Below are 18,995 nucleotides of genomic sequence, written 5' to 3'. Positions count from 1 at the left end.
CACCTGTCGACGTACGCACGCCACCCCATCCATTGATTTTCACGTCCAATCCGGTGAATCGGCCCGGCACCGGCATCGGACGCAAATTTTCGCCGGCGATCGCCCGGCCCGTCGCCGGGATCGGCGCCGACTTTGCGGGTAGCCCCACCCAGCGTCGTCGGGCCGGGACCCTCCACCCGCCCGGCCCGACGACCCCGAGGCCACGGGCCCCTCCCGGCCCCTCGGACCGCCGCGCGCCGGCCCCGGGCCTCCTCTCCTCATCATCCACAACGGGGATCAACACCATGCGACCCAGGCGACCCAGGCGACCCAGGACCTTCACCCCGTCGGCCTCCTTCTCCCTCGAAGACCGCGTCGTCCTGAGCGACGTCGGGCCCGCCGGCCCGACCATCGTCCAGGTGCAGTCCGCCGCCCAGGCCGACGGCGACGACGGCGACGACTTCCGCATCCCCTTCGACCCGCAGCGGCAATCGGCGTTGGTCGGCCGGGTCCAGGCCCAGATCAGCCAGGCGTTCGACCGCTTCGCCGTGGGATACCGGACGCAGCGAGACGCCTACTTCGGCGCGATCGCGTCCTCGCAGCCCGGCGGCGGGTATCTGCCGGACACCCAGGAGGTCCTGGCAGGGTATCGGCAGGCCCTCGGCGAGCAGGGCCGGCAGCTGACCTCCGACATCCTGGACGTCCTCGACGGCGTCGAGGGCGGCGCCGCGGTGCTCGACGCCTACGCCGCCGTCCGGGCCGGCCAGCTCGCCAACGAGCTGGCCACGATCCCGGGCGTCGGTCAGGGTCCGCTCAACCCGGTCGAGTTCGCCACGCTGGGCGAGCAGGCCCTCAACGACGCCAGCCAGGCGGTCAACCAGTTCGTCGCCCTCTACGACACGGCGCTCTACCAGACCGCCGCCGGCTTCTTCAGCGGCAACCTCCGCTTCTTCCGGGGCGGCGGCCTGCCCACCGGCGAGCGGCTTGGCTTCTCGCCGATCGTCGGCCAGTTGCAGGACGAGTTCAACTCCTCCTATTCCACCTTCGCCGACGAGCTGCGCGGGCTCCGCCAGGGGTATTTCGCCGAGGACGCCGCGGGCGAGGTCGACTTCGACGCCTATCGCCAGGACGTCGCCGACCGGCTGGAGGCCCTCCGCGGCCGCCTCTTCGAGTCGATCCAGGCGCCCAACGGCGGCCCCGGCGGGCTGGAGCCCTTCGTCACGCAGCAGATCAACCAGTTCCAGCGGGCGATCGCCGGACTGCCGGCCGTCGGCGAGTCGGGCCTCACCCCCGACGGCTACGCGGCCGCGACCGAGGACCTCATCGCCCGGTCGCTCAATGACCTGAGGGCGATGGTCCAGCTCTACGACGTGAGCATCGCCACCACGGCGATGAACTTCTTCATGACCAACCCGCAATTCCGGGCCCTGGCCGGACGGCTCGGGGGCGGGGCCGGGGGCGGCGTCGGCGGCGACGTCGACACGGCGGCGCAGGTCGCCGGATCCTCGATCGGGACGGCCCGGCAGTTCGGCACGTTCAACCCGGGCCTGGGGGGCGTCACGGGGGGCCTCGGCGGCCTGGGGGGCATCCCGACCGGCCTGGCGGGCAGCTTCACCGACCGCCTGGGCCTGGGGGCCGACTCCTTCTTCAACACCTCGCCGACCGGGTTCGACAGCACCCTCGGGTTCGGCGGCCTCGGCACCTTCGGCGGGCTCAGACCCGTCGACACGTTCGGCGGCCTCGGCGGCTTCGACAGCAACATCGGCGGGTTCGGCAACAACATCGGCGGCCTCGGGGGCCTGGGGAGCGGCCTCGGCGGCGGCCTCGGGGGCCTGGGGAGCGGCTTCGGCGGCCTCAGCGGCTTCGGCGGCTCGAACTTCGGGAATGGGTTCGGCTTCGGCGGCTCGACCTTCCCCGGCCTCGGGGCCGCCGGCCTGAACTTCGGCAACACCGTCGGCTTCGGCACCCCGACCGCCGGCTTCGGCCTGGGCAACGGCTTCGGCGTCGTCGGCGGGCCGGGCTTCGGCAACGGCCTGGGCTTCGGCGGCATCTTCTTCTGAGGCCGGGCCCGCCCCCGACCGATCGGGGGACGCCACCCGCCCGAACCGACCGTCCCACGAACGGCCGCCGTCGTCCCCCCCGGGGGATGGCGGCGGCCTCGTCTCGTCCGTCCCCCGGCCCGACGAGCCAGGGACCCCCGACCGCCGGCCGGGCCGAAGTCGGCGACGCCCCGATCTCGATCTCATGCCGCCACGCCCGGGAGGCCGGCTCCTCCCCGGGGCCCGTCCTCGCCCGAGGGCGATCGATCCGATCCGGTCGATCCCGGATCACTCCCCGGCGGGGACCGGGGGGGGCAGGGGGGTGGGGCCGACCAGGCTCGGGTCGGCGCCGACGGGCTCCCCCTCGGATCGGGCGGCGAACCGGGGGGCATGGAGCGATCCGGACTGCATCGCCGAGGCGTCCGCCAGTCGGACGTCGGCCTGCACCGAGTCGTCGGTCCCCGAGTTCCCCAACGCGCCGACCCAGGACTCCCGATCGGTCGGCGACCACTCCGGCGCCCCCGGGTCCTCGGTCGAGGAGACGACCCAGGCCGTCTGCCGGATCGCGTAGCGGTTGCCCGAGCCGGTCCACCGCAGGCCGGACGGGAAGGAGGCGTCCGATACCGGGGGGGACCAGCGGAGCAGGTGGTCGGCCTGGATCGCCGAGGAGGCGACCCGGATCTCCAGCGGCCGGTCGGCCATCAGCGCCTCGGCGTCCACCAGCCCGGCCCCCCCCAGCACCGAGCAGCCCTGGATGGTCAGCCGGGCCGACCCGGCCTGGCCGGCCACCCGCGCGACGACCCGGACCGCCCAGCCCGGCCTGAGCCCGTCCCCCCGGGTCCAGGCGAAGATGCAGTTGCGGACCTCATGCGTCAGCGTCCCGTAGGCGACCAGGTCGATCGGCCGCCCGAACCCGCTGAAGAGGCAGCCGTCGATCGTCGTGCTGGAGGTCGCCCGGGCCGCCCGGGAGATCCCCCCGGGGGCCGGATCGGCCGAGAAGGTGCACCGCCGCAGCGTCAGCGGCCCGTTCGCCTCGACCAGCGGGGGCCGGTCCCCCGGCGGGCCCTCGTGGCGGACGAGCACCGTCAGATCCTGCAGCGTCAGGCTCCCCTCGGTCTGCCTCAGCCAGGGCTCCCGGCCCCCCAGCTCGACGGTGATCGTCGCCCGCCCCCCGGGCCGGGGCCGGATGACGATCGGCGACCTCGGCGCCACGAAGGCCGGGGTCCCGGCGTCGACCCGGAACGGCCCCCCCCCGTCGGCCAGGTAGACCGTGCCGCCGTTGTTCGGCGCCAGCGAGAGGGCGTCCTGGAAGCTGCCCGCCCCGATCAGACCCGAGCCGTCCGCCCGGCCGACGCTGAAGGCCGGGGCCGCCCCGGACTCGGCCGGGGCGTCGGCCGCCGGCCCGTCGCCCGTCTCCCCCCCCGAGGGGACCGCGCTCGCCCCCCCGCCGGGCCCGACGAACCGGGAGAGCACCGTCCCCAGGCCCAGCGCCAGCGCCACGGCCGCCGCGACCAGGGCCGCCCGCCGGTGCCGGCCCGACCAGCCCGGCGGCGGGGGGGCGGTGGGGGCCGACAGCCGGGCCCGTTCGGCGGAGTTCGAGCCGCTGTCGGCCTTCGACACCGACGACCGGGACCGGCTCCGGGAGGAGCCCAGGGCCTCGACCAGCGAGGGCTCGGGGCCCAGGTCGATCGGCAGCCCCAGCCCGCCGGGCCCGGCCGGCCGCCTCGGGCCCGGCTCCGGCTCCGGCTCCGGCTCGGTGGCCGGGGGGCCGCCGCCGACCCCCGGGTCGGAGTCCGACCGCGGGGGATCGGCCACGGCGGAGGCCTCGGTCCGGGGCTCGGGCCTCATGGCCGAGGCGGTCCGGGTCGGCGGCAGGTTGGCGTACTCGTGCTCCGGGCCGAGCTGGAACCCGTTAGGGTCGGAGCCGTCGTCCGGGGGGCCGGGGGCCACCTGCGACGGGGCCGGGCCCCGCTCCTCGTCCCGCTCCTCGTGGGGCCGGAGGATCGCCGCCACCGCCGCGGCCCCCTGGGCGAACGGGGCCAGCGCCTCGGCCAGCGCCTGGGGGTTGGGGAAGCGGTCGTCGGGCGACTTGGCCATCAGCCGCATCACGATCGCGTCCAGCGCCGGCGGCACCCCGGGCACCAGCGACGACGGGGGGTCCGGGTTCTGCAGCTGGTGGGCGTAGAGCTTCTCCGGCAGGCTCGCCGCCGCGAACGGCACCCGCCCGGTGATCATGTGATAGAGCGTGCAGCCGAGCGAGTACAGGTCGCTCCTCGTGTCCACCGACCTGGGGTGCCTCGCCTGCTCCGGGCTGATGTAGTCGAAGGTGCCCACCGTCGCCCCGTCCCGGGTGACCACGTCGTCCGGGTCCCCCAGGTCGATCGCCAGGCCGAGGTCGGCCAGCTTCGCCACCCCGTCGAAGGTCACCAGGATGTTCTGCGGGTTCACGTCCCGGTGGATCAGCCCCTTGTGCCGGGCGTGCTCCAGCCCCATCGCCACCTGGCGGACGATCGACGCCGCCAGCGAGGGCGGCAGCCGGCCCACCTCCCCCAGGATCTGCCCGACGTTGCGCCCCTCGATGTACTCCATCACCAGGTAGCGCAGGTCCTTCGCCTCGCCCTCGTCGTAGATCCGCACGAGGTTGTCGTGCTGCAACTGGGCCCCGACCTTCGCCTCGCGCTCGAACCGGGCCAGGGCCCTCGGGCTGCTCATCCGCTCCCGGGAGAGCACCTTGATCGCCACCCGACGCCTCAGCCGGGTGTCCTTCGCCAGGAAGACCAGCCCCATGCCGCCCCGGCCGATGATATCCAGGGCCACATACTTGCCGATCCGCAACGCCGAGGCCCGCCCGGCCAGCGCCTGCTGCGCCTGCCACAGCGTCAGGTACCCGGCCGAGATCGCCTGGCGGGCCATCCGGCGGTCGATCGCCTCGGCCTCGCGCTTCTCCTCCGGGATCGCCTCCCAGCAATTCCGCAGCGCCGCCTCGTCCAGCAGCCCACCACGCAGCGTCTCCTGCCAGAATCGAGACGTCCGCGGGTCGATCGCCATGGCTCGGGTCGGTTCCGGGCGCCCGCAAGACGTGAGCGTGCCAGGGGAGGGCGCGGTCGAGAGGGCCGTCAACGCTAATTCTGCCACGTTATCTTGCCCCCAATTCTAGCCCCGCGCTCCGGTCCGTCGCAACCCGACGCCACGGGCCCTTCCCGGCGACGCGACGGGCTCCTCCCCGACGCCCCACTCCCTCGCCGCGGCCCCCAGACCGGAGACACCCAACCCTAGGTCACCGCTCGGCCCGCGCCTCGGACCGCGCGCCCCCCGTCCCGATCCCGGCCCGTCCGGCCCCCCAGGGCGATCGGGATTCGCAGGGATCCTCACCCGTCCCGTCGGCCCCGAGGGGGGCCGGTCCGCCTCCCCTCGGGCCGGGCCCCGGGCCCCCGGGCGGGGACGTGTGCCCGTCCGGGGGTTTTTGTGACTGAAATCGCCTCCCGACACGATGATTTAGGCATGTGATCGGCGGTCCCCGGGCCCCCTCGACGTCGAGGGCCGGGGCCCGACCGGCCCGGCATCCCCCGATCCGGCCGCCTCCAGAGGACGCACCCATGAGCGCCGACGATGTCGCCCCCCCGCCCGGCCCCGGCCCCTCGCACACCAACGCCCGGGACCGCTCCCCCTCCAGCCGCCTGCGGAGCCGGCACAACGCCCGACTCCACGGCCTGACCGCCGCGCTGCCCGACTCCGAGGCCGAGGCCGCCGCCATGCAGGGCTTCGCCGACCGCTGGGCCGACGAACTCCGCCCCGAGGTCGAGGCCGAGGGGGCCCTGATCCGCGCCTCCGCCGCCGCCTTCGCCCGCTTCGAACGCTGCCGGGTCGCCGAGGACGCCGCCCTCGAGGACGCCTCCCGCGACGCCGTCCGCCGCTGGGCCCGCCGCAAGCAGCACGCCGCCCGCCGCAAGGCCCAGGACCTGCGGGCCGACCCGGTCAACGTCACGGCCGACCTGCAGTCCTGCTCCTTCGGCTGTGAGTGGCTGCAGCGGCACTGGTCCCGCCTGGACGCCCGGCTGGCCCAGGGCCTGGGCTGGCACCCCCGCGACCAGGACCTGGCCATGACCCTGCGCGGCTATTCCCCCGACGCCCCCGGCCTCGACGGCGACCCGGCCGCCCGCGCCTTCTACCACCTCATGCTCGCCGCCTGCGGCCTGCCCACCCTCGGCCGCACGGTCGACCGCCTGCCCACCGACCCCGTCGCCGCCCGGTCGGCCTTGCGGGGCCTGATCGCCCGGGAGTTCGACCGCCTGGAGGCGCTCCGGGAGCGGCTCTGGCACGAGCAGTACGGCCCGGAGGGGGAGGCCGCGGCCCGGACCGGCCGGGTGGACACGAGCAAGGAGGGGCAGCTCCGCCAGCGTTATCGCCGGGAGGCGTTCTCGGAGATGGTCCGGGGGCTCAACCAGGTGATGCGGATCCGGGTCGAGCGGAGCAAGGACGACGACCGCCAGTGGCGTCGGGCCCACTCCCCCCGACGCCGGTCCGAGCCCGGGCCGACCCCGCCGGCCCCGGCCCGGGGCCCCGAGCCCCCTCATTCCGCCCCCGAGCCCCCCGCGTCTCCGGCCGCCGCCGCTCACCGAAACGAGCCGCCCCGGACGGCCCCCGAGCCGACACTCGATCGCCGCAAGCCGAACGGTGTTCACGCCCTGCGGAACGAGCCCCCGGCGCCGACCCCGGCCTCCCCGGAGCGCACCGGGCCGGATTTCGGGCCTTCCCGAGGCCCGGCCGGACCCCGACACGCCCCGGCGTCGGCCGTCGGATTCCCGCTCGGGCCGGATCCGGACGTGCAAGGAATCCCGATGCCGTTCGCCGTCCCCCGGGCCGCCGTCGAGTAAACTTGAACGGGACCCGAGACGGGCCCCGGCCCGGATCACGCCGAGGCATCGCACCCCGACGGCCCATCCCCGACCGAGGACCGCCTCGTGGCCATCGCCGACCCCGGCCCGATGACGACGCCCGGACCCGCCCCGCCCCGGCCCCCCCGCCGGATGCGCCGGGGGCTGCCGCTCGCGGTGGCGGCGGCCCTGCCGGCCCTGGTCCACCCGACTGCCCGGCTGCTGGCCCGCGCCGACTGGAAGGCCGACCTGCTGACGCACTTCCAGGTCCCGGCCCTGGCCGCCTCGATCCTCGGGGCGGTGGCGATGGGCACCCTGGGCAAGAACCGCTGGGCCGCGGCCGCCCTGGCCGCCCTGGCCGTCTCCCAGGCGGCGGCGGTCCTGCGGTACGACCTCTCGGGCAACCCGGTCGCCCCCGGCCCGGGGGGCACCCCCCGGCTTAAGGTCCTGATGGCCAACGTCCTGGCCACCAATGACGACCATCGCGCGCTCCTCGACCTCATCCGCCGGGAGCGGCCCGACGTGGTCGCCCTCGTCGAGTTCAGCGCCCGGTGGCGGCGGGCGATGGGGCCGCTCCGGGCCTCCCACCCGCACCGCATCGAGGTCCCGGGCGGGGCCCGGGGGGTCGCCCTCTACTCGACCCGCCCGATCCTGGAATCCCCCGCCCCGGCGGTCGTCCGGCCGCTGGGGGACGGCAACCCCGCCCTGGTGGCGACCCTGGAGTTCGGCGGCGAGCCGACCCACCTCTGGATCCTGCACCCACCCAGCCCGATCGGCGGCGACGGCCGGGGCCGGGGGCGGGCCGAGTTCCTGGAGCTGGCCCGCATGATCGCCCGGAGGCCGGGCCCGACGCTGGTCGTCGGCGACATGAACCGCACCGACGGCTCCCCCACCTTCGCCGACTTCCTGCGGGCCTCCCGGCTGAGGGACAGCCGCCTCGGCTTCGGCCGTCAGCCGAGCTGGCCGGTCGACCTGCCGTACCGGATCCCGATCGACCACGCCTTCGTCTCGCCGGGACTGGCCGTGGTCGACCGCCGCCTCGGCCCGCCGATCGGCTCGGATCACCGGCCGCTGCTGGTCGAGCTCGCCCCCGCCGGGGCCGGGGCCGGCGAGGGCCTCGGTGCCGGCCGGGCCAGGGCCCGGACGACCTCGGCGGCCCAGCGATCGGCCTCGGCGTCGTCCCCCCCCTGATCCCCGAGCCCGGGGGGGACCTCCCCGGCGAACTTGGCCCGGTCGGCCTCGGCCAGCAGCGCGACGACCCGGGCCGCGCGGTCCGGGCCGATCCGGGAGGCCAGCTCCGGGGAGTCGGCGATCTCCTCGGTGGTCCGGGCCGCCCAGGACGGGCCGAGGTGGGCGATGATCGCCTCCCGGATCGCCTCGGCCCGGGCCACCAGCCGGTCGGCCCGCGAGCCCGGGGCCGACGGGCCGGCCGGGCCGGGGGCCGGGGCCGGCACCGAGGCGGCCCTCCCCCGCCGACGGGCGATGACCCGGGCGCCGATCACCGCCACCGAGGCCAGCAGGAGGACCGCCGCCGAGATCGCCCAGGGGTCCGCCCCGTCGAGGTCCCGCCAGGGTTCCGGCCCCAGGTTCGGCCGGGGGGGGAGCAGGGGGAGCGGGTCGGCCGGGCCGGGGGTCGGCCCTCCGGGGTCTTGCCGGGTCATCGGGGGCCCGTCCGTCGGGCGGCCCGCCCCCGGAAGAGCCGGAGCAGGGGGCCGAGCGGGTCGTCCTCGGTGGAGAGTTCCAGGCCCTCGGCCCCCGTGGCCTCGCACCAGGCCCGGAACGACTTCCGGCGGGCCTCGGCCACGCGGGCGTAGGCCGCCCGGAGCCTCCCGGGGGAGGTGTCCACCAGCCTCCGGCGGCCCGTCTCGGCGTCCTCCAGGGCGAGGACCCCGGCCCCGGGCAGGTGCTCCTCCCTCGGGTCGAGCACCCGGATCGCCACCAGCTCCCCCCGCCGGGCGACCCGCCTCCAGGGGCCGACCGGCTCGGCCGAGAGGAAGTCGCCGACGACCACCACCAGCCCCCTGCGGGCGAACCTCCCGGGCCGGCCGACGGCCGCCGTCAGCGACGACTTCCGGGAACCGGCGGGGGAGGCCACCAGCATCCGGAGCAGACGGGCCAGGTGCCTCGGCCCGCCCCCGGGGGGCAGCTCGGCCTCGACCCGGTCGCTCACCAGGGTCAGGGCGGCCCGATCCCCATTCTGGATCGCCGAGGCCGCCAGCAGCGCCGCCGCCTGGGCGGCCCGGTCGGCCTTCGACCGGCCGTCGGGCCCGAACCGGAGGCTGGCCGAGACGTCCACGATCAGCCAGAGGCTCAGCGACCGCTCCTCCACGTACCGCCGGACGAACGGCCGGCCCTGGCGGGCGGTCACGTTCCAGTCCAGGTGCCGGACGTCGTCCCCCGGCTCGTACGCCCTCAGCTCGGCGAAGGTCAGTCCAGTGCCCGGCCGGGCCCCGTGGTACGCCCCCGCCAGCTGGGCCACCGCCGTCGGCCGGACCCGGAACCGGAGCCGGCGGGCCCTCCGGACGATCGCCGCGGGGTCGACCTCCGGGGGCGGGGGTGGCTCGGGCCGGGGGCGTCGCCGGAGGGGGAGGAATCTCATGTCAGCGGACCGTCGGGGCGTCGGCGACTCGGGGGGCAGGACGCTGGGACTGGCGAGCGGGGCCGTCGGGCCCGGACTCGGCCTGCGGCTCGGGCCGGGCCAGGTCCAGCGCCCAGGAGATCCGGACGGTCCAGCGGCGGTGCTCGTCGGCGGTGATCCGCCAGTGGGGGATCACCGCCGTGCTCTGGTAGATCCCCTCGAACCCTCCCTCGGACTGGCTCGCCGTCTCGACCGGGAAGGTCCAGAGGGAGCAGGGGACCGACCAGCGGAGCGAGACGCCCAGGTTCAGCCATTCGTCGGTCAGGTCCAGCCCCTCGGAGTGGGGCAGGTCCAGCGGGGCGTCGAGCAGGCCGAGGCGGTGGCCGTGCGGGTCGGAGAGGAAGCGGTCCTCGGCGTGCCCGGCCATCGAGGCCAGGTTCAGCTCCACCCCGAAGTGCACCGGCCGGCCGACGGGCAGGTCCTCCAGGATGTAGACGACTTCCAGCCCCGGGCGGCCCGTCTCCATGGCGATCGTCTTGTGGATCCGGATCAGGTGGCCGTCGGCCTGGCCCTGCCGCTCCATCATCAGGGCGACCCGGCCGTCCTCGCGGTGGGCCTTCGACAGGTAGGTGCCCGAGGCGAAATCCCCCCGCTCGATCACCCGGCAGGCGCGGAGGTCCTCCAACGACACGTCCATCGGGAAGAAGTGGTCGACCAGGGCCTTGCGGGGGGAGCGGTCGTAGACCAGGAGCTTGTCCATCCCCTCCTGCTTGAGGATCACCCGGTCGTGCAGGTTCGAGGGTCCTTCCTGGACCTCGACGGACGGCCCGGCGAGGGCGGCCGAGGCGATGGCGCCGTGGTACGACTCGGGGCGACGGTCCAGGGTCGCCAGCACGTTGACCCCGGCCCGTCGGACGTCCAGCTCGTAGACGTGCCCCCCGGAGGCCGGGCGGACGAAGGCGACGAGGCGGTCGTTCTCCAGCTTCGCCTCCAGCCGGGCGTCGAGGTTGAAGTCGGCCACCTCCAGCGAGACCCGGGGGCCGAGCTTCCCCTCGGCCCGGTCCAGGTCGTCATGGCTGGCGATCAGGTGCTTGTAGATGGCGTTCCGGAGGTGGGGGAGATAGAGGCCGCCGAAGGCGCCATGCCAGTAGGGGCAGTTGCACTGGCCCCGGTAGAGTTCCCGTCGGGCGTCGTCGAGGGCCTCGGCGTCGGCCTCGCCCCCTTCCTCCAGGCGGTCGAGTCGCCGGGAGATCTCCAGCATCCGGGCGTACATCTCGTCCGTCTCGGCGTACTTGTTCTTGAAGTTCCTCCAGAAGCCCCCCGCCCGGAGGAACGGGCGGACGTGGTTGACGGCCGCCTCCCCCTCGGACCGCTTGACGGCCTCCTCGTAGGCCGAGAGCTGGCCGGCGGGCAGGACCCACTCGGTCATCTCCCGGTAGGAGCAGTCGGGCAGGTAGACCTTGCCCAGCGGGACGGTCGAGTCGACGACGGCGGCGAAGGAGGTCGGCTCCAGCCAGTCCCGGTTGGCCATGAGCATGTCGCAGAAGCGACGGAGCCAGCCCTTGGCGAAGATGTGCTCGTGGGTCTCGGGCCAGCCGCCGAACTTCTCGCCGTCGTCGGCGCAGACGACCACGGCCCCGGGCCGGGCCTGGGCCAGCTGGCGGAGGTACTCGTAGGCGTCGTGCGGCTCCTGCCAGGGGACGAGGTAGCGCATCCGCTCGCTGTTGGGGAAGACCTTCAGCAGGTTCCCCTCGTCCTCGGTCAGGTAGTAGCCGAAGAGGTCGTCGGAGGCGGCCCCGGCCCGCTGGAAGTGGAAGTCGTCGAGCACCGTGAACTCGATCCCGGCCTCGACCAGGGCGGAGGCCAGGTGCTGCTCCCAGACCCGCTCGGCGACCCAGGCCCCCCGGATCGGCTGGCCGAGCACCCGCCCCAGGTACTCCGAATAGGTCTGAATTTGACCAACCCGGTCGCGGTGGGGGATCATCGTCAGGATCGGCTCGTAGAAGCCGCCGCCGAGGATCTCCACCCTCCCGGCGGAGACCATCGCCCGGAGCCGCTCCACGTACTCCGGCCGGTTGGCCACCAGCCATTCCATCAGGGGGCCGGAGGTGTGCAGGCTGAAGGGCAGCTCGGGATACTGCTCCATCAGCTCCAGGAACGGGAGGTAGCTGTCGCGGTAGGCGTCCTGGAACACGGAGTCGAAGTTGCCGACCGGCTGATGGTCGTGCAACGCGAGGATCAGGCGGACGCGCGACATGGTGCGGCTGGTCCCGGGCGAGGGGAAGGCCCGACGTCTCGGCGGGCCGGGGAGGGTCGATCCGGCTCGGCGCGCTAGCCGAGGCGATCCGGCCGGTCGCGGGACCGGCCGGCCCCCGCCATTATCGGTCGGACGGGTCGATTCTCCAATGGCGACCGGCCCGATTCCCCGGGCGATCCCGGGGAGCCCGGCTCGGGATCGCCGTCAGGCCCTCGCCAATCCGCACGGTCGGGGGCCTCGGAGGTGCCTCCAGGTCATCGCCCCGACCAGGCCGATCAGGCCGAAGGCCGACAGCAGCAGGCCCGAGGGCTCGGGGACCGCGGCCGTCGAGATGGGGGGCGGCGGGGCCGTCGGGCCGCCCGTATCCCCCCCAGGCGGGGGGGCCGAGTTGGGGGCCGACGGCTGCTGGGGGGAGGACGGCGGGGGGGGCAGCGTCGGCCCCTCGGCGGAGACGGGGGGGAGGCCCGGCCCGCCGGGCCCGGGCTCCCCGGGGATGACGGCATCCGGGGGACCCAGCGGGGACGGCGGCTGGGGGACCTGCGGGGCCGACGGGCCGCCGCCGAGGACCGCGTCCGGCGGCAGATCCGGCCCGCCCAGGGTGTCGATCCCCGACCCCGTCGGGTCCAGGACCAGGTCCAGATCCGGGTCGGGGTCGGCGACGAGGTAGCCGAGGAACGGGTGGTAGAAGTCGAACCGGGTCGGGTTGAGGGACCGACGGGCCTGCAACCCGTCGAGCCCCATGCGGAGGCCGTAGCCGAGCCGCTCGTGGTGCTCGTCGAACCGGGCGGGGGCGAGCTCCCGGCGGCCGATCAGGTCATGGATCGTCCAGGTGTCGCCGGCGTAGCGCACGGCGTTCATGCCGTCCTCGCGCACCAGGCCGCCTCGCACGGTGTCGGCCGACGACGGCCCGACGATCGACGCCGAGGCCCCGAGGGTCAGGGCCAGGACGAACGCGGGGCGGGGGATGATTCTACGTACCTTCATCGAACACGTCCCTGGCGGGGGGTCTCGACAGATGGTGAGGAACGGCCGTGGCCGTCGGGGAAGACGCGGCCCGGGAATTGAGCGGGGTCACACCGCGTCACTTCCGATTACGAGACACTGCAAATACGGTGACACAAACCGGCGGCCGTTGCAAAAAGAATACCTGGGACTCGGGAGGGCGTCAGCCGGGGGGGGGGCCGGAGCGGCGGCGGCGGGCCTCGTCATAGAGGGCGACGTACGCCTCGGCGCTGCGGTGCCAGGTCCAGTCGGCCCTCATCCCGGCCCCGACCAGGCGGGACCAGGTGGCCGGGTCGGCCTTCAGGGCGAGGGCGCGGTCGACGGCCCCGAGCAGCGCATCGGCCGTCGCCGGCAGGAAGGAGATTCCGGTGGCCGAGCCGTCGAGCAGCGCCTCCGGGGTGGCGTCGACCACCGTGTCGACCAGGCCGCCGGTGGCCCGGACGATCGGCACGGTGCCGTAGGCGAGGCTGTAGAGCTGGTTCAGCCCGCAGGGCTCGTAGAGGCTCGGCATCAGGAACAGATCCGCCCCGGCCTCGATCCGGTGGGCCATCGGGCCGCTGAATTCGAGGAAGGCGCGGAGCCGGTCGGGGTGCCGGGCCGAGAGCGCCTGCAACGCCCGCTCGATCCGGGGCTCCCCGGTGCCGAGGACGACGAGCTGGACGTCCCGCCCCAGCAGGCCCGGGGCGGCCTCGATGATCAGGTCCCATCCCTTCTGGGGGTCGAGCCGGCCGATCGCCGCCAGCAGGGCGACCTCGGGACGCTCGGGGAGCCCGGCCAGACGCTGGAGTTCGGCCTTGTTTGCCGCCTTGCCGGCGGGCCAGGTCCGCGGGGTGTACCGGGCGGCCAGGTGGGGGTCGATGGCCGGGTTCCAGGCGGTCAGGTCGATGCCGTTGACGATCCCCCGCAGCGCGTCCCGCCGGCCCCGGAGCAGGCCGTCGAGCCCCCGGCCTCCCTCGGGCGTCTGGATCTCCCGGGCGTAGGTGGGGCTCACGGTACTGATCAGGTCGGCGTACACGAGCCCGGCCTTCAGGAAGTTCAGCCGGCCGTAGGCCTCCAGCTTGTCCAGGGTGAACAGCGACCAGTCGAGGCCCGTCAGCGGCAGGTCCAGGTGCCAGAATGAGCCCTGATAGGCGAGGTTGTGAATCGTCATCAGGGTGCCGACCGCCCGGAACGTCGAGCCGGGGAGGCGGCGGTAGGACTCGTCGAGGTACACCGGCACCAGCCCGGTCTGCCAGTCGTTGCAGTGGACGACGTCGGGCCGCAGGTCCAGGATCCGGGCGGCTTCCAGGGCGGCCCGCTGGAAGAAGACGAACCGCTCGCAGTTGTCGGGGTAGTCCAGGCCGTCCTCGCCGTACAGCCCCCGACGGTCGAAGTACGGGGGGCGGTCGATCAGGTAGACCGGCACGTCGCAGTGGGGGAGGGTGGAGGCCAGGATCCTCCCCTCGCCCCCCCGAGGGCCTCCCGGGGCCCGGACGACCACCCCGAGGTCCCGGATCGGCGGCCCGGCCTCGAGCGCCCTGCGATAGGCGGGCATGATCACGGCCGCCTGGTGGCCCAGGTCGCGTAGCGCCCTCGGCAACGCGGCGGCGACGTCGGCAAGGCCGCCGGTCTTTGCGAACGGCTCGACCTCCGCGGACAGGATCAGGACCTTCATCGGCGATCGCTCGGTCACTGGCACGGCGACGGGCCCGTCGGGATGGTGCGAGACTCGGCCGGGGGCGGTCGCCCCCGCCGGGCCGCCCCCGGGTCGCTCGGGGGATCGTCCCCGGTCGGGCCCCGGGCATCGACGGCCCACCCGACCGGCTTGGGAACGTCAAATTCATACCTTCCCGAGATCACGACCGGTTCGGGACCACCCTGGAGTTCCACCTCGGCAGGATCTCGTCGAAGACGTCACATCGTAGCAGGATCGAGGTCGCCCCAGGATAGAGCGCACGGCCCCGACCTTCCCACCAACGCTCGATGCCGTCGCAGGCGAACTCGCCGGTGTCGTGGCCGATCCCAGGGTTCACGTGGCGGTCGTCCCGCCTCACGTCGTCCCGTCCGTGGGAATGACCACGCCCTCGACGAGGCTGGGGAAGTCGTGGTCGAACGTCTCGATGCCCCCCCGGGTCGCGAGGCGACCGGCCCGGTAGACGTTGCCGATCAACTCCCCCTTCCTGGTCTCCATGCTCACCATCGGGTTGGCCGACCCGAGGGACTCCCGCTCGAGCCGGGCGATGTCCTCGAACTGCTCGTCCCGGTCGGCATGGCCGCCCATCGCCTTCGACTTCTGAGCCTTGCACCTGACATGGCCGTGCTTGCGGAGCAGTTGCTCGACCACGGGCATGCTGACCGGCGTGCCCGCCTCGGATAGATGACCGGCGATCTGCTCTTACGTTCAAGTCGGTCCACCGGACCTCGTGCCGCATCGGGTCGCCCGCCGTGCGGTCCCGCGGCACCTGCAGGGAGTTCTCCCCCAGGTGAGGGATGGTGCCTATGCACCGCTTCGGGCCGCCCCGATTTCACGGACCCGCCCGTCGAGTCCATCGATGAGGTGATCCGGGTCGTGCTGGCCCTGGCGGAAGGTCTTGGGGTCGCAGCCCAGCAGGGTGGAGATGGACTCGGTGCCCCCATGGCCGAGCTTGGCGGCCTCGATGGCCGCATCCCGCCTGCGGTCCTCCTCCGAGAGCGAGGCGTGAAGCATCCGCATCGAGTGCTCGATCTCGGCGTTGTACTTCAATGAGCGGGCGTCGGGCGTGCGGGCGTCCGTGTCGGGGTAATGTATTCGACTTCCCCGACGGCTCAAACTGGTTCTCAAGGTGACGTCGCGGGCAGGCTGCAATCCTGGGGCCTCTTCGGCGCGAGCCTTGCCAGGCCGAGCGTGGCCCAGGAACTGGCGGCGCAGGTGATCGGCGTCAGGAGTTTCGAACTCCCCGGCGAGCCATCGGGGGATGATCGAGAAATCATCGGCCAACTTCCGTCCGGCAATTGCGTGGCGACCAGGAAGTCCATGGCTCGTTTGATCTCGGGTCGCTCGGCCCCGAATCCGGCGAGCGACAACACATACAACGTCTGGCCGGTCGCGAATGCGTCGCTCTTCGATTCAGGGACGGTCTGGCTCCAGCCGCCGTCGTCGCGCTGCAGGGCGAGCAATTCTTCGGTGGCGGTTTGCATCGTGTCGCGGGGCTTACCGGAGCGAATCGCCACGAGTAGCCTCAGGACCTTCTCCTGATGGAGGTCGGAGGACGTTGCGGCGTCGAACCAGGCGATCGCCCTCGACAGGGCCTCGCGATGAGATCTCGGCGCGTCGGGTCCCGTCTCCCCCTGCAAGGCCATGATGATCCAGGCGGCGTCGGTGACCTGGCTCTCGTTGATCGGCGGTCGCCTGAGGGTGGCGAAGAACTCCCACGAGCCGTCCGGTTGCTGCTTCTTGACGATCTCCTCCGCGATCAGCTTCAGGCTTTGCTCCTGCCCCTCGCCCGTCGAGGGCATCGAACGCGCCGCGACGGCCAGGAACGGGAGCCCCATGTTCAGACCTCGACCCTGCGGGCGCGGGTCGGGCGGGTCAGCCGGATTGGGGAAGAGTTTCGAGGCCATCAACGCGTCCCTGCTGCCCAGCAAGGACTCGGTGGTCTCCGCCACGAACTGCTCGTCGATCGCGTACCCCTGCCGTTCGGCTTCGCTCAGCGCCCAAAGCGGCATCGGCAGGTGATGGCAGGCGGCGCATCCTCGCGTGTTCCACCAGGCGGCACTCTCAGACTGCAGGTATCCGATGGCACGATCGACCGCCTGCTGGGCCTGCTGGGGACCTGCCGGGGGATTCGACGCCGGTTCGTCGGCAGGGGCCAGTCGTGAGAGGCAAAACACCAGAAGGACCGCCGCGAACCCTGATGTGCGACCCATGGAGCGATCCCCTTGTTGAGTGACAAGGATCGGCGACACGACGCGAATCCCTTTCCGCCGCCACCAGTTTGGGCGACATGCCGTTCACGAATCTCCGGCCCGCTCTCCCCTCGCGGTATTGCGGCCAGGGATCCAGCCGTCCGGGCCTGCAAGCCCCTAGAATCGATCAGCCCGTTCGCCTCGTCAATCGAGACACTCCACACATCGAGCGGCCCGCATGCGACATCCCTGGGATCGATTGCCCTTGCCAGGGCGATTCGATTCGCACGGAGGATCGGGGAGTTCTCGAGTCGGGGTTCCTTCGCCGACCGGACCCATCCGGGAACGCGGGGCCCCGGCCCCGATTCCCGAGGCAATCGACCCGAGACCTTGACCGGGCGGGAAGGGCGGGGGCGATCCGGCCCGGCTGGGCCGGATCGCCCCCGCCCGACGGACCTTCGTCTCCCGAGCGGCGCTGCCCCGGCCCCCGAGCGGCCCGTCGCGGATCACTCGTCCCGGTCCGACCCCCGTTTCGGCTCGGCCCGGGGGGCCTCGAACGAGACGCCGACCACGGCGGTCGTCTCCGGGTCGATGCGGACCCGGAGGCGCCAGGTGAGGGGGCCGTCGAGCCGGGACGGGGCGTCGGTGTCGCTGACGATGGTCGTCTCCAGCACCTCCCCGGGTCGGAGGTCCCGGAACTCCTGTCCGAGGATGCCCCACTCGCTGGAGACGGGGAGGCGGTAGGCGTAGACCCGGCCCCCGGAAGCGTCCTCGACGAAGGTCTCGGGCAGACGGCGGTCGGGCTCCCGGACGAGGGACGCGTCGATCGGGGCGAAGACCAGGGAGTCGGAGGCGTTCCGGAGCCGGACCCGCAGGTGCATCGCCCGGTCGCCGCCGGGCCGACGCTCGGCCCGGCCGTCGACCCGGGTCCGCTGCAGCTCGACCCGGCCGACCGAGACGCCCAGAGGGGTCAGCTCCAGCGCGTCGAGCCGGAGGGTGTCGCCCAGGCCGACCCGGCAGCCCTCGGCGACCGACTCGGGGGGCTCGACGAGGCCCGACTCGCCGGCCAGGGGGCCGGGGCCCTCGACGGGGGCCTCGGGGGCGGCCGGGGCGGCGGATCTCGGGGGCCTGGGGGACTCGTCACCGCCCCGGTGGCCGGTCCACCAGAGCCAGGCGCAGGCGAGGGTCATGGCGCTGGCGTAGCCGGCCAGCAGCGCGACCGGCCAGGCCGAGCCATGCTCCCCCGGCTCGTCGTCCTCGTCGTCCGGGAGGGGGCGGCCGGCGGCAACGTCCCCGCCCCTCGGGCGGCCCTCGATCGGCCGTGCCGAGGTCGTCGGGCGTTCCAGGTCGATGCCCAGGAGGGCCACCGACGCCCCGACGGACGCCCCCCCAGGCTCCCCGCCGTCCGGGGGGGGAAACGACCCCGGGGCGGGCGGGCCGGCGGGTAGGCGGTCTTCCCGGCCTTCGGGGGCGCGGGGGTCGCGATCCCGGGTCGGGTCCAGGATCGATCCGCAATGGGGGCAGGTGGTCTGTCCGGTCATCGGGAGTAGGTCCTCCCCCCCGGGGCGGTCGTCGTCCCCGGGGATCGGTCGTCCGTCTTTCGGGCAGCCTCAACGTCCCGGGGGGGTGGGCTCACGGTCGATCGCCCGGTCCTCGGCGACGACGAGGCGGGAGGGGGCGGCCCTCCCATACCAGTCTAGGTCGGACATGCCCGCACGCAAAGCGGCCAGGTCTGGCGAGAAGGGCAAGTCGGCCAGTAGCGGGACCTCGCCGAGCCACCGGGACAGCTCGGCCGGGTTGGTCCGCTCGGCGAGCGGGTCGGCCGTCGGCTCCGAGCCGTTGAGCACGACCCCCGCCAGCCGGAGCCCCCGGCCCCGGGCGGCCTCGACGGTCAGCAGCGTGTGGTTCAACGTCCCCAGGCCGCGACGGGCCACCACGACCAGGGGGAAATCCAGGGCGACGGCCAGATCCGCCACCGTCGCCCCCTCGGCCATCGGGCAGAGCAGGCCGCCGACCCCCTCGACCACCATCAGCTCCGCGCCCCCCGGCCCGGCCCACCAGCCGATCGCCGATCGGCTCGACTCCAGGACCCGGGGGAACCCCAGCGGGGCCCCCGCCAGTCGGGCCGCCACCGGGGGGGCGAGCGGCGCCTCCAGGAGGATCGGGGCGACGCGGTCGATCGGCACGTCCCGGCCGATGGCGGCGATCAGGGCCTCGGCGTCCCCCGACCGCCACGCGCCGTCGACCCGCTCGGCCCCCGTCGCCGCCGGCTTGAGCACCCCGACCCGGACGCCCGACGCCGAGAGCGCCGAGGCGATGGCCGAGGCCACCCTCGTCTTGCCGACCCCGGTGTCGGTCCCGGTCACGAACAGCCCTCGAAGCCCTGCCATCGGCGATCGTCC

General features: G+C 74.1%; 12 protein-coding genes and 1 pseudogene. 3 read left to right on the top strand and 10 right to left on the bottom strand.

Going from position 1 to position 18,995, the window contains the following annotated elements; translation table 11 throughout:
* Nucleotides 1–284 precede the first annotated feature (284 nt).
* Entirely contained in the window at nt 285–2,039 is a 1,755-nt protein-coding gene (locus ElP_RS19690) for a hypothetical protein (RefSeq protein ID WP_145272179.1), read from the top strand.
* Between the two features lie 267 nt (nt 2,040–2,306).
* Here the strand turns inward: ElP_RS19690 and ElP_RS19685 are convergent, their stop codons facing one another.
* Nucleotides 2,307–5,066, bottom strand: a complete 2,760-nt coding sequence (locus ElP_RS19685; RefSeq protein ID WP_145272177.1) for a serine/threonine-protein kinase — start codon at nt 5,064–5,066, stop codon at nt 2,307–2,309.
* 548 nt (nt 5,067–5,614) lie between these two features.
* Between ElP_RS19685 and ElP_RS19680 the strand changes: the two genes are divergently transcribed.
* Nucleotides 5,615–6,892 (top strand): hypothetical protein, encoded by a 1,278-nt coding sequence (locus tag ElP_RS19680; RefSeq protein ID WP_145272175.1) that lies wholly within the window; start codon nt 5,615–5,617, stop codon nt 6,890–6,892.
* An 87-nt stretch (nt 6,893–6,979) separates the two neighbouring features.
* Nucleotides 6,980–8,083, top strand: coding sequence for an endonuclease/exonuclease/phosphatase family protein (locus ElP_RS19675; protein ID WP_145272173.1), 1,104 nt, complete (start codon nt 6,980–6,982; stop codon nt 8,081–8,083).
* 466 nt (nt 8,084–8,549) lie between these two features.
* Here the strand turns inward: ElP_RS19675 and ElP_RS19670 are convergent, their stop codons facing one another.
* The 9 genes and pseudogenes from ElP_RS19670 to bioD all read right to left on the bottom strand — a co-directional run bounded on the left by ElP_RS19670 (nt 8,550) and on the right by bioD (nt 18,983).
* Complete coding sequence (locus tag ElP_RS19670; RefSeq protein WP_145272171.1) at nt 8,550–9,491, bottom strand: DUF58 domain-containing protein; 942 nt, start codon at nt 9,489–9,491, stop codon at nt 8,550–8,552.
* 1 nt (nt 9,492) lies between these two features.
* Complete coding sequence (locus tag ElP_RS19665; RefSeq protein ID WP_145272169.1) at nt 9,493–11,727, bottom strand: alpha-amylase/4-alpha-glucanotransferase domain-containing protein; 2,235 nt, start codon at nt 11,725–11,727, stop codon at nt 9,493–9,495.
* Between the two features lie 204 nt (nt 11,728–11,931).
* A complete protein-coding gene (locus tag ElP_RS19660) occupies nt 11,932–12,711 on the bottom strand; it encodes a hypothetical protein (RefSeq protein WP_145272167.1) in 780 nt (259 codons plus the stop codon).
* 181 nt (nt 12,712–12,892) lie between these two features.
* On the bottom strand, nt 12,893–14,383 hold the full coding sequence (glgA, locus tag ElP_RS19655) for a glycogen synthase GlgA (RefSeq protein WP_145272165.1): 1,491 nt from the start codon (nt 14,381–14,383) through the stop codon (nt 12,893–12,895).
* Nucleotides 14,384–14,564: 181 nt separating this feature from the next.
* A pseudogene (locus ElP_RS38365) lies at nt 14,565–15,058 on the bottom strand (ISAzo13-like element transposase-related protein).
* Nucleotides 15,059–15,205: 147 nt separating this feature from the next.
* Nucleotides 15,206–15,517: a hypothetical protein gene (locus tag ElP_RS19640; protein WP_145272161.1), complete on the bottom strand. Its 312-nt coding sequence runs from the start codon at nt 15,515–15,517 to the stop codon at nt 15,206–15,208.
* 8 nt (nt 15,518–15,525) lie between these two features.
* On the bottom strand, nt 15,526–16,653 hold the full coding sequence (locus ElP_RS19635; RefSeq protein ID WP_145272159.1) for a prenyltransferase/squalene oxidase repeat-containing protein: 1,128 nt from the start codon (nt 16,651–16,653) through the stop codon (nt 15,526–15,528).
* Between the two features lie 446 nt (nt 16,654–17,099).
* Entirely contained in the window at nt 17,100–18,134 is a 1,035-nt protein-coding gene (locus tag ElP_RS19630; protein ID WP_145272157.1) for a hypothetical protein, read from the bottom strand.
* A 69-nt stretch (nt 18,135–18,203) separates the two neighbouring features.
* Nucleotides 18,204–18,983: a dethiobiotin synthase gene (bioD, locus tag ElP_RS19625; RefSeq protein WP_145272154.1), complete on the bottom strand. Its 780-nt coding sequence runs from the start codon at nt 18,981–18,983 to the stop codon at nt 18,204–18,206.
* Nucleotides 18,984–18,995 lie beyond the last annotated feature (12 nt).

This window comes from Tautonia plasticadhaerens (assembly GCF_007752535.1).
Classification (GTDB): domain Bacteria; phylum Planctomycetota; class Planctomycetia; order Isosphaerales; family Isosphaeraceae; genus Tautonia; species Tautonia plasticadhaerens.
This window is presented reverse-complemented; position numbering and strand designations above follow the sequence as displayed.